Origin of the sequence: Methylophilus sp. (assembly GCF_052437885.1) — a bacterium.
In the GTDB taxonomy this organism is placed as follows: Bacteria; Pseudomonadota; Gammaproteobacteria; order Burkholderiales; family Methylophilaceae; genus Methylophilus.
In genome coordinates this window covers 1-15,867 of record NZ_JBQVPB010000022.1, presented here as the reverse complement: position 1 = coordinate 15,867, position 15,867 = coordinate 1, and the positions used below count along the sequence as shown (strand labels likewise).

The 15,867-nt window shown below is 50.2% G+C and carries 12 protein-coding genes, 1 tRNA gene and 1 pseudogene; all 14 read right to left on the bottom strand.

What is annotated here, in order from left to right; genetic code table 11:
- The coding region (locus ACT6RZ_RS14800) for a GTP-binding protein (RefSeq protein WP_254874736.1) at nucleotides 1-128 on the bottom strand (128 nt) is incomplete at its 3' end.
- Nucleotides 129-164: 36 nt separating this feature from the next.
- Nucleotides 165-2,258, bottom strand: coding sequence for an elongation factor G (fusA, locus tag ACT6RZ_RS14795; protein WP_442584716.1), 2,094 nt, complete (start codon nucleotides 2,256-2,258; stop codon nucleotides 165-167).
- 55 nt (nucleotides 2,259-2,313) lie between these two features.
- Nucleotides 2,314-2,784 (bottom strand): 30S ribosomal protein S7, encoded by a 471-nt coding sequence (gene rpsG, locus ACT6RZ_RS14790; protein WP_444702845.1) that lies wholly within the window; start codon nucleotides 2,782-2,784, stop codon nucleotides 2,314-2,316.
- Nucleotides 2,785-2,884: 100 nt separating this feature from the next.
- The gene (gene rpsL / locus ACT6RZ_RS14785; protein ID WP_018987692.1) at nucleotides 2,885-3,268 is read right to left on the bottom strand and encodes a 30S ribosomal protein S12; all 384 of its coding nucleotides are present in this window, start codon (nucleotides 3,266-3,268) and stop codon (nucleotides 2,885-2,887) included.
- A gap of 197 nt (nucleotides 3,269-3,465) precedes the next feature.
- A complete protein-coding gene (gene rpoC / locus ACT6RZ_RS14780) occupies nucleotides 3,466-7,725 on the bottom strand; it encodes a DNA-directed RNA polymerase subunit beta' (RefSeq protein ID WP_444702844.1) in 4,260 nt (1,419 codons plus the stop codon).
- Nucleotides 7,726-7,748: 23 nt separating this feature from the next.
- The gene (gene rpoB, locus ACT6RZ_RS14775; RefSeq protein ID WP_444702843.1) at nucleotides 7,749-11,921 is read right to left on the bottom strand and encodes a DNA-directed RNA polymerase subunit beta; all 4,173 of its coding nucleotides are present in this window, start codon (nucleotides 11,919-11,921) and stop codon (nucleotides 7,749-7,751) included.
- A gap of 229 nt (nucleotides 11,922-12,150) precedes the next feature.
- Entirely contained in the window at nucleotides 12,151-12,528 is a 378-nt protein-coding gene (gene rplL, locus ACT6RZ_RS14770; protein WP_444702842.1) for a 50S ribosomal protein L7/L12, read from the bottom strand.
- A 34-nt stretch (nucleotides 12,529-12,562) separates the two neighbouring features.
- On the bottom strand, nucleotides 12,563-13,060 hold the full coding sequence (gene rplJ, locus ACT6RZ_RS14765) for a 50S ribosomal protein L10 (RefSeq protein WP_444702846.1): 498 nt from the start codon (nucleotides 13,058-13,060) through the stop codon (nucleotides 12,563-12,565).
- A gap of 272 nt (nucleotides 13,061-13,332) precedes the next feature.
- The gene (gene rplA, locus ACT6RZ_RS14760) at nucleotides 13,333-14,019 is read right to left on the bottom strand and encodes a 50S ribosomal protein L1 (protein ID WP_444702841.1); all 687 of its coding nucleotides are present in this window, start codon (nucleotides 14,017-14,019) and stop codon (nucleotides 13,333-13,335) included.
- Nucleotide 14,020: 1 nt separating this feature from the next.
- Entirely contained in the window at nucleotides 14,021-14,452 is a 432-nt protein-coding gene (gene rplK, locus ACT6RZ_RS14755; protein WP_379057022.1) for a 50S ribosomal protein L11, read from the bottom strand.
- Nucleotides 14,453-14,527: 75 nt separating this feature from the next.
- Nucleotides 14,528-15,064, bottom strand: a complete 537-nt coding sequence (nusG, locus tag ACT6RZ_RS14750) for a transcription termination/antitermination protein NusG (protein ID WP_444702840.1) — start codon at nucleotides 15,062-15,064, stop codon at nucleotides 14,528-14,530.
- Nucleotides 15,064-15,411, bottom strand: a complete 348-nt coding sequence (gene secE / locus ACT6RZ_RS14745) for a preprotein translocase subunit SecE (RefSeq protein WP_379035197.1) — start codon at nucleotides 15,409-15,411, stop codon at nucleotides 15,064-15,066. Before secE ends, nusG begins: the two co-directional genes overlap by 1 nt.
- 58 nt (nucleotides 15,412-15,469) lie before the next feature.
- Nucleotides 15,470-15,545 (bottom strand) — tRNA-Trp (locus tag ACT6RZ_RS14740).
- Between the two features lie 60 nt (nucleotides 15,546-15,605).
- Nucleotides 15,606-15,867 (bottom strand): annotated as a pseudogene (gene tuf, locus ACT6RZ_RS14735) (elongation factor Tu); the annotation flags it as partial.

Genomic DNA, 15,867 nt, shown 5'->3' with positions numbered 1-15,867 from the left:
TCACCACCAAATTTCTTAGTCAATACAGTGGTGATCGCCGCTGTCAGTGTTGTCTTACCGTGGTCAACGTGACCAATCGTACCAACGTTCACGTGTGGCTTGGTACGTTCAAATTTGCCTTTTGCCATGATGTTTTCCTTTTAATTAAATCTGTAGTAAATCAATTATTTTTTGTTGATGATTGCTTCAGCAACGTTTTTCGGTGCGTCAGAGTAGTGCTTGAATTCCATGCTGTAAGTTGCACGACCTTGTGACAAGGAACGTACCACAGTGGAGTAACCAAACATCTCAGACAATGGCACTTCAGCTTTAATCGCTTTGCCGCCACCAGGCATGTCATCCATACCCTGGATGATGCCGCGACGTGAAGACAAGTCACCCATTACGTCACCCATGTAATCTTCAGGTGTTTCAACTTCAACCGCCATCATAGGCTCAAGCAATACCGGGTCTGCTTTACGCATACCATCTTTAAAGCCGATAGAAGCCGCCATTTTAAATGCGTTTTCGTTAGAGTCAACGTCATGGTATGAACCATCAAACAAGGTGACTTTCACGTCAACTACCGGGAAACCAGCCAACACACCGGCAGGAATGGTTTCACGCAAGCCTTTTTCAACCGCAGGAATAAATTCACGCGGCACGGTACCACCCTTGATCTGGTCAACGAACTCAAAGCCTTTACCAGCTTCGTTAGGTTCCATTTTGAGCCATACGTGACCGTATTGACCTTTACCACCGGATTGCTTAACGAACTTGCCTTCGACTTCGACTGATTTGCGGATCGCTTCACGGTACGCCACTTGTGGTGCACCCACGTTAGCTTCAACGTTGAATTCACGACGCATACGGTCTACCAGGATCTCCAGGTGCAACTCACCCATACCGGAAATAATCGTTTGGCCAGATTCTTCATCTGAACGCACGCGGAATGAAGGATCTTCCTGTGCCAGACGACCCAGCGCCAGACCCATTTTTTCCTGGTCACTCTTGGTTTTTGGTTCCACGGCCACGTGAATCACTGGCTCAGGGAAAATCATGCGCTCAAGAATGATAGGCTTGTCTGGAGAACACAATGATTCACCAGTAGTTACGTCTTTCAGGCCGATACAGGCGGCGATGTCGCCAGCCAGAACCTCTTCAACCTCTTCACGGTTGTTGGCATGCATCTGCACGATACGGCCGATACGCTCTTTTTTATTCTTGATAGAGTTAAGAACGGTATCGCCCTTGTTCAGCACGCCAGAGTAAACGCGGATAAACGTCAATTGACCAACGAACGGATCCGTCATCAATTTAAATGCCAGAGCAGAGAAACCTTCTTTGTCGTCAGCTTTACGGCTGGCAGGCTTGCCGTAGTCATCTTCACCAGTCACATCATCAATATCGATCGGTGATGGCAGGAAATCAACAACCGCATCCAGCATACGCTGCACGCCTTTGTTTTTAAACGCTGAACCACACAGCATCGGCTGGATTTCACCAGCGATGGTACGTGTGCGCAGACCCAGAACGATGTCTTTCTCTTCCAGCTCGCCGCTTTCCAGGTATTTGTTCATCAAGTCTTCGCTGGCTTCAGCAGCTGACTCAACCATTTGCTCGCGCCATTTGTTAGCAGTCTCAACCAGATCAGCAGGAATGTCACCATAAGTGAATTTCATGCCTTGAGAAGCCTCATCCCAGATGATGGCTTTCATTTTCAGCAGGTCAACCACACCAGCGAAAGTATCTTCGCGGCCAATAGGGATCACCACTGGCACCGGGTTGGCGCGCAGGCGGGTTTTCATTTGATCTACGACTTTGAAGAAGTCGGCACCGGAACGGTCCATTTTGTTAACAAAGGCCAGACGTGGCACTTTGTACTTGTTGGCCTGACGCCATACAGTCTCAGATTGTGGCTGCACGCCACCAACTGCACAGTACACCATACAGGCACCATCCAGCACACGCATGGAGCGCTCTACCTCAATGGTAAAGTCCACGTGTCCCGGGGTATCAATAATGTTGAATCGATGCTCAGGCAAGGAAAGGTCCATACCTTTCCAGAAACAGGTCGTCGCTGCAGAAGTAATGGTGATACCACGCTCCTGCTCTTGCTCCATCCAGTCCATGGTGGCTGCACCATCGTGCACCTCACCAATTTTATGGTTCACACCGGTGTAGAACAGAATACGTTCTGTAGTGGTTGTTTTACCTGCATCAATGTGCGCAGAAATACCAATATTCCGGTAGCGTTCAATAGGGGTTTTGCGTGCCACGATAGTTTACCTTTGCTATCAATTCAACTAATTATTAAAGAACGAGGTCGTTTAATTAAAAACGGAAGTGTGAGAATGCTTTGTTAGCTTCTGCCATACGGTGAACTTCTTCACGTTTTTTCATTGCTGAACCACGGCCTTCTGAAGCTTCGAGCAGCTCAGCGGCCAAACGCAGGCCCATAGACTTCTCGCCCCGCTTGCGGGCTGCATCACGCAACCAACGCATAGCCAGCGCGCTACGGCGGCTTGGGCGCACTTCTACAGGCACCTGGTAGTTTGCACCACCAACACGGCGGCTCTTCACTTCAACGACAGGACGCAGATTATTCAACGCTGTGGTGAATAATTCCAGCGGGTCCTTACCGCTCTTGCTGGCCACCTGATCAAAGGCACCGTAAATGATGCGCTCGGCAACAGATTTTTTACCACCTGTCATCAGCACATTTACAAATTTGGACACTTCCTGGCTACCAAATTTTGGATCCGGCAAGATAATACGTTTGGGGACTTCTCTACGTCTTGGCATAACTATTCTCTTTTCATTTAAATTTTTGCTAGCACTTACACTCGCAAGGCATTTCAGCCGCTATAAAAAATGGAAAAACCTTTTGCAAACGCTTAATAAATTAAGCTTTGGCTTCTTTAGGGCGCTTGGCACCGTATTTGGAACGTGACTGCTTACGGTCTTTAACACCAGCAGTATCCAGACTACCGCGCACCATGTGGTAACGCACACCTGGCAAGTCTTTTACACGACCACCGCGCAGTAATACCACGCTGTGCTCTTGCAGGTTATGACCTTCACCGCCGATGTAGCTAATTACTTCGTAGCCATTGGTCAAACGCACCTTGGCAACTTTACGTAACGCAGAGTTTGGTTTTTTTGGAGTTGTTGTGTATACACGGGTACACACACCACGCTTCTGTGGGCAAGCTTCCAAAGCTGGAACCTTGCTCTTTGTAACCACTTTAACGCGTGGTTTACGGACTAACTGATTAATGGTTGGCATTGCCTTAACCTCTTCACCTTTTTTAAGAACCACCAATTTGAGCAGGAAGACTCAGGTTTGGTGGCATATCAACAATAATGCCTTATTGAGACAATAAGGCCATTCTGAGAAACCCAGCATTTTAGTAAATGAGTCAAGGGGTGTCAAGCATTATTCATGCGAGACACCCCTTGAAAACAGGGACAACAGTGATCGAATTACTCGGCCGTGTTGTCGTCTGCTGCAGTCTCTTCTACTACGACTTCTGGTGCAAACATTGCTTCAGCAGCCAGCATGGCTTGTGAAGGTTCTGCTACGTTTGGTGTCAGTGACGCCACCGCTGCACGCTTGCGTGACTCGTGATAAGCCAGGCCGGTACCGGCTGGAATCAAGCGACCCACGATCACGTTTTCTTTCAGGCCACGCAGATCGTCGCGTTTGCCCAAAATAGCCGCTTCGGTCAGTACACGGGTGGTTTCCTGGAAGGAAGCCGCCGAGATGAACGAGTCGGTAGACAGCGAAGCTTTGGTGATACCCAGCAACACGTACTCGAAAGTAGACGGACGCTTGTCTTCAGCCACTACGCGTTCGTTTTCTGTCAACAGATCAGCACGTTCAACTTGTTCACCAGTAATGAAGCCTGTGTCGCCGGCATCGGTCACACGTACACGACGCAACATCTGGCGCACGATCACTTCAATGTGTTTGTCATTGATCTTCACGCCTTGCAAGCGATACACGTCTTGCACTTCATCTATGATGTAGCGCGCCAGTGCCTCGCGGCCTTGCAGACGCAGAATGTCTTGCGGGTCAGCCGGGCCGTCAACAATAGACTCACCCTTAGTCACCACTTGACCATCATGTGCAGTCACGTGCTTGTCCTTGGCGATCAGGAACTCGCTGGTGATACCATCCAGATCGGTGATCACCAGACGCTGCTTGCCTTTGGTGTCTTTACCGAACGAAACAGTACCCGTCACCTCAGCCAGCATGCCGGCATCTTTTGGTGAACGCGCTTCGAACAGTTCAGCCACACGTGGCAGACCACCGGTAATATCACGGGTTTTGGAAGATTCTTGCGGGATACGTGCCAGCACTTCACCCACGCCAACTTCCTGACCATCTTTCACCGTAATGATACAACCCAGCTGGAAGGTCACGTTCACTGGCGTATCAGTACCAGCGACTTTCACTTCCACACCGTTGGCATCCAGCAGTTTTACTTGTGGACGCAGGCCTTTGGACTGGCCAGCACGCTGCTTAGGATCGATCACCACCAGTGATGACAAACCGGTCACTTCATCTACTTGTTTGGCTACGGTCACGCCTTCTTCAACGTTCTCGAATTTCACATGGCCAGCGTACTCGGTAATGATAGGACGGGTATGTGGATCCCATGTTGCTAATGCCTGGCCGGCTTTCACTGTTTTACCATCGGTGATGGTCAGTGTCGCACCGTAAGGCACTTTATGACGCTCACGCTCACGGCCATTTTCTTCAGAGATCACCACTTCGCCATTACGCGAGATCACGATCTGTTCGTTACGAGAGTTAGTCACATAGCGCATGGTGGAGGTAAAGCCAGCCACACCGTTAGACTTACTCTCAACCTGAGACACAGAAGCCGCACGCGATACCGCACCACCGATGTGGAAAGTACGCATGGTCAACTGGGTGCCTGGTTCACCGATAGATTGCGCCGCAATCACGCCAACAGCTTCACCCATACTGATCAACTTGCCGCGACCCAGGTCACGACCATAACACTTGGCACAAATACCATAACGCGTATCGCAAGTCAGTGCAGTACGCACTTTGACTTCATCAATACCCAGGGCATCGATTTTTTCTACTTCATCTTCACCCAACAATGTACCCGCTGAATAGATGACTTCCTGAGTTTCAGGATGCAGAACATCAAGTGCCGCAGTACGGCCCAGGATACGGTCATGCAATGGCTCGACTACTTCACCACCTTTTACCAAGGCTTTAGTGACCAGACCTTCAACTGTTCCGCAATCTAACTGCGTTACAACCAGATCCTGTGTCACATCTACCAGCCTACGGGTCAGGTAACCTGAGTTGGCCGTTTTCAGCGCCGTATCGGCCAGACCTTTACGCGCACCGTGGGTAGAAATAAAGTACTGCAACACGTTCAGGCCATCACGGAAGTTCGCCTTGATCGGCGTTTCAATGATAGAACCATCCGGTTTCGCCATCAGGCCACGCATACCAGCCAGCTGACGTACCTGCGCCGCAGAACCACGGGCGCCGGAGTCGGCCATCATGTAGATCGCGTTAAACGATTCCTGACGCACTGGTTTGCCATCTTTAAGCACGGTATTGCCGTCAGTATCTTTTACATCTTCTTCGCGCAGCTGTTTCATCATGGCGTCAGCCACTTTGTCACCGGCACGACCCCAGATATCGACCACCTTGTTGTAGCGCTCGCCTTGTGTCACCAGACCGGAGACATACTGGTCTTCGATCTCTTTCACTTCAGCATCGGCTGCAGCGATTAATTGCTCTTTCTCTGGTGGCACCAACATATCGTTGATGCTGATAGAGATACCTGCTTTAGTCGCGTAGGAGTAACCGGTATACATCAGTTTGTCAGCAAAGATCACTGTCTCGCGTATGCCTACTTTACGGAAGCTGGCGTTGATCAGACGTGAAATCTCTTTTTTCTTCAGAGCCTTGTCAATGTAGCTGTATGGCAAGCCAGGTGGCAGGATCTCAGACAGCAATGCACGACCAACAGTGGTGTTGTAGCGATTGATTTTCTCGGTTTTTTCACCGGCGACATCCAGCTCGAACTCCTTGATACGCACAGTCACTCTGGCATGCAGATCGATCAGGCCCTGGTCGTACACACGCTGTACTTCCTTGATGTCACTGAAGATCATGCCTTCGCCGCGTGCAGCCACTTTTTCGCGGGTCATGTAGTACAGACCCAATACGATATCCTGTGACGGCACAATGATAGGTTCGCCGTTGGCTGGAGACAGCACGTTGTTGGATGCCAGCATCAAGGTGCGGGCTTCCATCTGTGCTTCCAGGCTCAATGGTACGTGTACCGCCATCTGGTCACCGTCAAAGTCGGCGTTAAAGGCTGAACACACCAGCGGGTGCAACTGGATCGCTTTACCTTCGATCAACACTGGCTCAAACGCCTGGATACCCAAGCGGTGCAGTGTAGGCGCACGGTTCAGCAATACCGGATGCTCGCGGATCACGTCTTCCAGGATATCCCAGACTTCTGGTCCTTCCTCTTCAACCTTCTTCTTCGCTGCCTTGATGGTGGTTGCCAGACCTAATACTTCCAGCTTGTGGAAGATGAAAGGCTTGAACAGTTCCAGCGCCATTTTCTTAGGCAGGCCGCACTGATGCAGTTTCAATTGCGGGCCAACCACGATCACGGAACGACCAGAGTAGTCCACACGTTTACCCAGCAAGTTCTGACGGAAACGACCGCCCTTACCTTTGATCATGTCAGCCAGTGATTTCAGCGGACGCTTGTTAGCGCCTGTCATCACTTTACCGCGTCTACCGTTATCCAGCAGTGAATCCACCGCTTCCTGCAGCATACGTTTTTCGTTACGCACGATGATTTCCGGTGCTTTCAACTCTAACAAACGCTTCAAACGGTTGTTACGGTTGATCACGCGGCGGTACAGATCGTTCAGGTCAGAGGTAGCGAAACGGCCACCATCCAATGGTACTAAAGGACGCAGTTCTGGCGGCAATACCGGCAGGATCTCCAAAATCATCCACTCTGGCTTGATGCCAGACTTCTGGAATGCTTCCAGCACTTTCAGGCGCTTGGCGATCTTTTTGATCTTGGCTTCTGAACCAGTGGCAGACAACTCGCTGCGCAAGGTCTCGATTTCACGGTTGATGTCCATAGTGCGCAACAACTCGCGGATCGCTTCAGCACCCATCACGGCGTTGAATTCGTCACCGTACTCTTCGACCTTGGCGATATAGTCATCTTCAGTCAGCAACTGGCCACGTGTCAGTGGGGTCATGCCTGGGTCGATGACGATAAATGCTTCAAAGTACAGTACACGCTCGATGTCACGCAAGGCGATATCCAGCACCATACCCAAGCGGCTAGGCAAGGATTTCAGGAACCAGATATGCGCGACTGGTGAAGCCAGCTCGATGTGGCCCATACGCTCGCGACGCACTTTGCTCAGGGTGACTTCAACGCCACACTTCTCGCAGATCACGCCACGGTGCTTCAGACGTTTGTATTTACCGCACAAGCATTCGTAATCTTTGATAGGGCCAAAGATCTTGGAGCAGAACAAACCGTCCCGCTCGGGTTTGAAGGTACGGTAGTTGATGGTTTCTGGCTTTTTCACTTCGCCATAAGACCATGAGCGGATTTTTTCAGGTGAAGCCAGCGCAATCTTGATTGCGTCGAACTCTTCTTCTTGCGTAACCTGTTTAAATAAATCTAATAACGCTTTCATAGAGACTCTCCTTAATGGCGGGATTAATTACGGTCTAAATCGATATCAATAGCCAGTGAACGGATTTCTTTCACTAACACATTGAATGATTCAGGCATACCCGCATCAATTTTGTGCTCACCCTTGACGATGTTTTCGTACACTTTGGTACGACCATTCACGTCATCCGATTTCACAGTCAACATCTCTTGCAAGGTGTATGACGCACCATAAGCTTCCAGTGCCCAAACCTCCATCTCACCGAAACGCTGGCCACCGAACTGCGCTTTACCGCCCAGTGGTTGCTGTGTCACCAGACTGTAAGGACCGGTAGAACGTGCGTGCATCTTGTCATCAACCAAGTGATGCAGTTTCAGCACATGCATGTAACCCACTGTCACCGGACGCTCGAAAGCATCGCCGGTACGGCCATCAAACAGCTTGACCTGTGTCTTACCTGCGTGGAACTGCAGTTTCTTGGTATGTTCATCATCATCCGGGAAAGCCAGGTCCAGCATGGCTTTGATATCGGATTCAGCAGCGCCGTCAAATACCGGGGTCGCAAATGGCACACCGTGTTTCAGGTTGGTCGCCAGGTCTATCACTTCAACATCTGTCAGGCCGGCAATGTCTTCTTTTTTGCCGGTGCTGCTGTTGTAGATCTTGTCCAGGAAGCCACGGATTTCAACCACTTTGGCTTCGGCTTGCAACATATCACCCAGGCGTTTGCCCAGACCTTTGGCAGCCCAGCCCAGATGCGTTTCCAGAATCTGGCCGATGTTCATCCGTGAAGGAACGCCCAACGGGTTCAGCACGATGTCCAGTGGCGTACCATCAGCCATGTGCGGCATATCTTCAACTGGGCAGATCTTGGAGATCACACCCTTGTTACCGTGACGACCCGCCATTTTGTCACCAGGCTGGATACGACGTTTCACCGCCAGATACACTTTGACCATTTTCTGCACGCCAGGTGGCAATTCGTCACCCTGGGTCAGTTTACGCTTCTTCTCTTCAAACTTGTTGTCGAACTCGACGCGTGCCTGGCTCAGGCTGTCTTTCAACTGCTCCAGTTGACGGGCAGCATCTTCGTCATTCAGACGAATATCAAACCAGTCATAACGGCCTACGGTTTCCAGGTATTCAGCAGTGACGTTGTCACCTTTTTTCAGCTTGTTAGGGCCACCAGTGGCAGCTTTACCTGTCAGCAAACGGCTGATACGGCCAAACGCGTCATCTTCAACAATACGCATCTGGTCGCCCAGATCTTTTTTGTAGTGTGACAGCTGGTCATCAATGATCTGCTGGGCACGGGTATCACGGTCTATACCTTCACGCGTGAACACTTGCACGTCTATCACTGTACCTGTCATACCAGAAGGCACGCGCAGGGAAGTATCTTTCACGTCAGAAGCTTTTTCACCGAAGATCGCACGCAGCAGTTTTTCTTCAGGTGTTAAAGTCGTTTCACCTTTTGGTGTCACTTTACCGACCAGTACGTCACCGGCTTCAACTTCGGCACCGATGTAGATGATACCTGAGTCATCCAGACGGCCCAGCATACGCTCGGACAGGTTGGAAATATCACGGGTGATCTCTTCAGGTCCCAGTTTGGTATCACGGGCAACCACTGACAGCTCTTCGATATGAATAGAAGTGTAACGGTCATCAGCCACCACGCGCTCGGAGATCAGGATCGAGTCTTCGTAGTTATAACCGTTCCACGGCATAAAGCCTACCAGCATGTTCTGACCCAGAGCCAACTCGCCCATATCGGTAGAAGCACCATCGGCAACCACGTCACCGCGAGTGATGACATCACCCACTTTAACCAACGGACGCTGGTTGATGTTGGTGTTCTGGTTAGAACGGGTGTATTTGGTCAGATTGTAGATATCGACACCGACTTCATCTGCTTGCGCTTCAGCATCGTGTACACGGATCACAATACGGCCTGAATCAACGTAATCAACGATACCACCACGACGGGCAGTAACCACAGTACCCGAGTCAACCGCTACGGTACGCTCGATACCAGTACCGACTACGGCTTTTTCAGCACGCAGACAAGGCACAGCCTGACGTTGCATGTTGGCACCCATCAATGCGCGGTTCGCGTCATCGTGTTCCAGGAAAGGAATCAATGAAGCCGCCACTGACACGATCTGTCCTGGCGCCACGTCCATGTACTGCACGCGGTCCGGCTGTGTCATGGTGAATTCATTGTGGAAACGCGCAGAGATCAGGTCTTCTTTAAAGCTGCCATCTTTCGCCACTTCGGTGTTTGCCTGGGCAATCACATACTGGCTCTCTTCGATCGCAGACAAGAAGTTGATCTGGGCACTGACCTTGTTGCCTTCAACCAAACGGTATGGTGTCTCGAGGAAACCATAGTCGTTGGTGCGCGCATACAGAGCCAAAGAGTTGATCAAACCAATGTTTGGACCTTCTGGCGTCTCGATAGGACATACACGGCCGTAGTGGGTGGTATGTACGTCACGCACCTCAAAACCGGCACGTTCGCGGGTCAGACCGCCTGGTCCCAGGGCTGAGATACGACGCTTGTGCGTGATCTCGGACAATGGGTTGGTCTGGTCCATAAACTGTGACAGCTGGCTGGAGCCAAAGAACTCGCGGATCGCGCTGGAAACTGGTTTGGCGTTGATCAGGTCATGCGGCATCAGGTTTTCTGATTCAGCTTGTGACAAACGCTCTTTCACTGCACGCTCTACACGTACCAGACCGGCACGGAACTGGTTCTCAGCCAATTCACCGACTGAACGGATCCTACGGTTACCCAGGTGATCGATATCATCGATCTCGCCGCGACCATTGCGCAACTCGATCAATACGCCGATCACAGCCAGGATGTCTTCGTTAGACAGCACATTGGCACCGGTATCACCCTGAGCACCGACGTTTTCGTAAAAACGGCGTATCCAGGCTGCAGAACGGTCTTCCAGCTTGGTCGGGTAAGCACGACGGTTGAACTTCATGCGGCCAACCACTGACAAGTCATAGCGGTCTTCAGAGAAGAACAGGCCGTTGAACAAGGCTTGTACCGCATCTTCGGTCGGTGGCTCACCAGGACGCATCATGCGGTAAATCGCAACGCGTGCGCTGTACTGGTCAGGGATCTCATCGCTGCGCAATGTTTGCGAGATAAAGTCACCGTGATCCAGGTCATTGGTGTAAATAGTATCGACTTCGTTGATCTTGGCAGCGACTAATTTTTCCAGCAGTGCCGGCGTGATCTCATCGTTGGCATTGGCAATCAGCTCGCCACTGTCAGTATCGATGATATTTCTTGCCACTGCACGGCCCATGATAAAGTCGGTAGGCACAGCCATGGCTTTGATACCGGCTTTTTCGATGTCGCGGATGTGTTTAACCGTCACGCGCTTGTCTTTAGCGACCAGCACGGTGCCGTCTTTGTCGGCAATATCGAATTTTGCCACTTCGCCACGCAGGCGATCGGCCACCAACTCGAATTCCAGGCCTTTAGGGCCGATGTGGAAAGTGTCAGTATCGTGGAATGTCGACAGGATCTGTTCCGGGTTATAGCCGAGTGCTTTCAGCAAGATAGTCACTGGCATCTTGCGTCTGCGGTCAACGCGGAAATACAGGTAATCTTTAGGGTCGAACTCAAAGTCTAACCATGAGCCACGGTAAGGAATGATACGTGCCGAGAACAGCAACTTGCCGGAGCTGTGGGTCTTACCACGGTCATGCTCAAAGAACACGCCCGGGCTACGGTGCAACTGGGACACGATCACGCGCTCAGTACCGTTGATCACAAAAGAACCATTCTCGGTCATGAGCGGCAATTCACCCATGTACACTTCTTGTTCTTTCACTTCTTTCACCGTAGGCTTGGAAGCTTCACGGTCCATGATGGTCAGGCGCACTTTTACGCGCAAAGGCACAGCATAGGTCAGGCCACGTTGTTGACATTCTTTGACGTCAAACGGCTCTGCACCTAACTGGTAGCTGACATAATCCAGACGGGCATTCTCGGAATGGCTCACGATAGGGAAAATGGAACGGAAAGTCGATTCCAGACCTTGGTCTTTACGTTGGTCTACTGCGACATTTTCTTGCAGGAATGATTTGTAGGATTCCAGCTGCATAGCCAGCAGATAAGGAACCTCTTGAACACTGTCGCGCTTGGCAAAGCTTTTGCGGATGCGTTTCTTTTCGGTAAAGGAATAGCTCATAGCGTCTCCTGAGATTTTGAGGGTAGAAGACAAAACACTTTTCATCCACAGCAATGTTTTGACATCTAACTTCGCATTAAAAACAGCCACTTAGATAAGATAATATGTGGCCACAACACTACTTTTACAACATCTGCACTGACAATTCCAGCTTATGAATAATCTGCAACGCCAGAAACGGCGAAGGCCGACGGTTGCCCGTCAGCCCTGCCAGTAGCACAAAGATGAATTATTTCAATTCAGCAGTCGCGCCAGCTTCGATCAATTTCTTAACAGCAGCTTCAGCGTCAGCTTTGCTTACGCCTTCTTTAACTGCTTTAGGTGCGCCGTCAACTACGTCTTTAGCTTCTTTCAAGCCCAGACCAGTCAATTCACGCACAGCTTTAATCACGCTAACTTTGTTGTCGCCAGCGCTGTTCAAGATCACGTTGAACTCAGTTTGCTCAGCAGCAGCAGGTGCAGCAGCACCAGCAGCAGCGCCACCAGCAACTGCAACAGCAGCAGCAGAAACGCCAAACTTCTCTTCGATTTCTTTAATGAATTCGGTCAGCTCTAAAACGGTCTTGCTACCGATTGCATCCAAAATATCAGCATTTGAAATTGCCATGATAATAATTTCCTAAAATAAATTTGATTAAAAATTAAGCGGCTTGCTTTTCTTTTTCGTCGCGTACTGCTGCAACGGCACGAGCAAACTTGGTCGGGATTTCGTTGAGCATGCCAGCCAGTTTGGACAGCAACTCATCGCGGCTCAATGTAGTAGCCAGTGCTTGCACACCAGCAGCGTCTAAACGCTCATTAGGCATCGCGCCTGCAACCAGCTTGAACTGATCATTGCTTTTAGCAAAAGTGTTCAATACTTTAGCAGCCGCCACCGGGTCAGTAGAAATACCGTACACCAGTGGACCAACCATGTCGTCAGCCAATACTGCAAAAGGCGTACCTTCTACTGCACGACGAACCAGGGTATTTTTTAATACACGCAGAAACACACCTGCTTCACGTGCTTCAGCACGTAGTTTCGTCATATTGGCAACGCCGATACCACGATACTCAGCAAGAATGATTGACTGTGCATTCGCCACTTGGGCGCTTACCTCTGCAACGACTTCTTTTTTCTCTGTAAGATTAAGACTCAAGGTCTGTTCTCCTTCCGTTAATGAAAGCCCGACTTGCATCGGGCCACTCACGGCGTCCTTGTTCAGGGCATGGAAATATCCTGTGTCGGGGATCGCCATCTGCGCTGGTTTCAAACACCTGTGTACAGAGGATCTCTCGCCCATACACAACATGTTTTTCAATTAAGTGAAACACACCAACGGTCTTTGATGCTCTTGAGCCAGGCTGATAAAACCGCCTGACTCAAGCCCAAAGTTCTTGCCTGGTCTCTAGCGAGACCAGTATTCAATACTTAAGCTGCAACAGTCGCCTGATCGATACGTACGCCAGGACCCATGGTGCTGGAAACGGACAATTTTTTCAGGTATACGCCTTTTGAGCTTGTTGGCTTGGCTTTGTTCAATGCTTCAAGTAAAGCAGCCAGGTTGCCTTGCAATTGCTCAACCGTGAAAGAAGCACGGCCGATAGTGCAGTGAACGATACCGCCTTTGTCAGTACGGTATTGTACTTGACCAGCTTTAGCGTTTTTAACTGCAGTGGCTGCGTCAGGTGTCACGGTACCCACTTTTGGGTTAGGCATCAAACCACGTGGACCCAGAACTTGACCCAGAGCACCAACGATACGCATCGCATCAGGCGTAGCGATCGCTACGTCAAAGTCCAGCATGCCGCCTTTAACTTGCTCGGCCAGGTCTTCAAAACCAACGATTTCAGCACCAGCCGCTTTAGCAGCTTCAGCTTGTGCACCTTGTGCAAATACGGCTACGCGTACTGATTTACCAGTACCGTTAGGCAACACGATCGCGCCACGTACCAGTTGATCAGATTTACGTGGGTCTATGCCCAGGTTCACTACTGCATCAACAGATTCGTTAAATTTTGCAGCTGCGCCTTCTTTAACCAGGTTCAGTGCATCAGTTGCCGGATACAGCTTGTTGCGGTCGATCTTCGCGCGCAACGCATCAATTCTTTTACCCATGTTATACACCCTCCACTTCAATACCCATACTACGTGCACTACCAGCGATGGTACGTACAGCAGCATCCAGATCTGCAGCAGTCAGGTCAGGTTGTTTTGTCTTAGCGATCTCTTCAGCTTGCGCACGTGTGATCTTGCCTACTTTGTCAGTGTGCGGACGTGGTGAACCTTTTTCCAGCTTGGCTGCTTTTTTGATCAGCACCGTTGCTGGCGGGGTTTTCATGATAAAGGTGAAGCTCTTGTCAGCAAACGCAGTAATCACTACTGGTACTGGCAGGCCTGGCTCAACGCCTTGTGTGGCGGCGTTAAACGCTTTACAGAATTCCATGATGTTCAAACCACGTTGACCAAGTGCTGGACCAACTGGTGGGCTTGGGTTGGCTTTACCTGCAGGGATCTGCAGCTTGATGTAGCCAATGACTTTCTTTGCCATTTTTGACTCCTTAAATGGGTACTAGCGCTCTTGCGAGCTCCCCGTTGAAAAAACTACTACTTAAGCTTTTGTGACTTAAACTTCTTTTTCGACTTGTGCAAAGTCGAGCTCTACCGGTGTCGCACGACCAAAGATCACTACAGAAACGCGTACTTTGTTCTTGTCGTAATTGATCTCTTCGACACTGCCTGAGAAATCTTTGAAAGGGCCGTCGATCACGCGCACGCTCTCGCCTTTTTCGAAGGTCATCTTCTGCGTTGGGTTAGACTTGCTGTCATCCATGCGACGCAGAATAATCTCTACTTCTTTGTCTTTAATCGGGGTAGGACGCTGTGCGGTACCACCGATAAATGAAGTCACACGTGGTGTACTTTTAACCAGATGCCAGCTCTCATCAGTCATCTCCATCTGCACCAGGACATAGCCAGGATACAGGCGACGCTCGGAAATGGTCTTCTGACCACCCTTCATCTCGACCACTTCTTCTACCGGCACCAGGATGTCACCAAACTGATCTTGCAGGTTGAGTCTGATAATACGTTCTTCCAAACCGGCTTTCACGGATTTTTCCATGCCGGAGAAAGCTTGAACTGCATACCAACGCATTGACATTAAGCACCTCGACCCATAATCCATTGCACCATGTAGGCGAAACTGATATCCACCAACGCCAGGAACGCAGCCATGATCACAACCAGCACAATCACTGCCAGTGTGGTCTGTATGGTTTCCTGACGCGTTGGCCAGACAACACGTTTTGCTTCCGCAACGGACTCATTAAAAAAGCTCAGCGCCTGTTTACCTTGCGGAGCAGTCCATGCTACCGCGACAGACGCGACAATACCTGCCAAAACGGCAAGTATTCTAACAACCATTGCTTTATCTTCAAAAAGATAAAAACCGGCAATCCCCAAAGCTAGCAACAACAGGGACAAAGCCAGTTTGATTTTATCGATCATAACCTTAACTTTATGTTTTTCACACCTTGGATCGCTGGAAATCAGCTAATCGGGTGTTTGGCAGGCCAAGAGGGTCTCGAACCCCCAACCCTCGGTTTTGGAGACCGATACTCTACCAATTGAGCTATTGGCCTGTACTCTTAAACGTAAAACCTGCACGGGTTGTAGTGCAGGTTTTTACACGATCAAATCAATTATTCGATGATCTTGGCTACAACGCCAGCACCAACGGTACGACCACCTTCACGGATAGCGAAGCGCAAGCCGTCTTCCATCGCGATAGGCGCAATCAGCGCTACTGAGATAGATACGTTATCACCTGGCATCACCATTTCGGTACCTGCTGGCAATTCAACTGCACCAGTCACGTCAGTAGTACGGAAGTAGAACTGTGGACGGTAGCCGTTGAAGAATGGCGTATGACGACCACCTTCATCTTTACCCAACACGTAGATC

Bases quoted from the DNA above. Each gene is read 5' to 3' on its own strand.
- rpsG (WP_444702845.1), bottom strand. From the start codon at position 2,784: ATGCCAAGACGTAGAGAAGTCCCCAAACGTATTATCTTGCCGGATCCA.
- rpoC (WP_444702844.1), bottom strand. From the start codon at position 7,725: ATGAAAGCGTTATTAGATTTATTTAAACAGGTTACGCAAGAAGAAGAG.
- rplL (WP_444702842.1), bottom strand. From the start codon at position 12,528: ATGGCAATTTCAAATGCTGATATTTTGGATGCAATCGGTAGCAAGACC.
- rplK (WP_379057022.1), bottom strand. From the start codon at position 14,452: ATGGCAAAGAAAGTCATTGGCTACATCAAGCTGCAGATCCCTGCAGGT.
- nusG (WP_444702840.1), bottom strand. From the start codon at position 15,064: ATGTCAATGCGTTGGTATGCAGTTCAAGCTTTCTCCGGCATGGAAAAA.
- rplA (WP_444702841.1), bottom strand. From the start codon at position 14,019: ATGGGTAAAAGAATTGATGCGTTGCGCGCGAAGATCGACCGCAACAAG.
- rpoB (WP_444702843.1), bottom strand. From the start codon at position 11,921: ATGAGCTATTCCTTTACCGAAAAGAAACGCATCCGCAAAAGCTTTGCC.
- rpsL (WP_018987692.1), bottom strand. From the start codon at position 3,268: ATGCCAACCATTAATCAGTTAGTCCGTAAACCACGCGTTAAAGTGGTT.
- secE (WP_379035197.1), bottom strand. From the start codon at position 15,411: ATGATCGATAAAATCAAACTGGCTTTGTCCCTGTTGTTGCTAGCTTTG.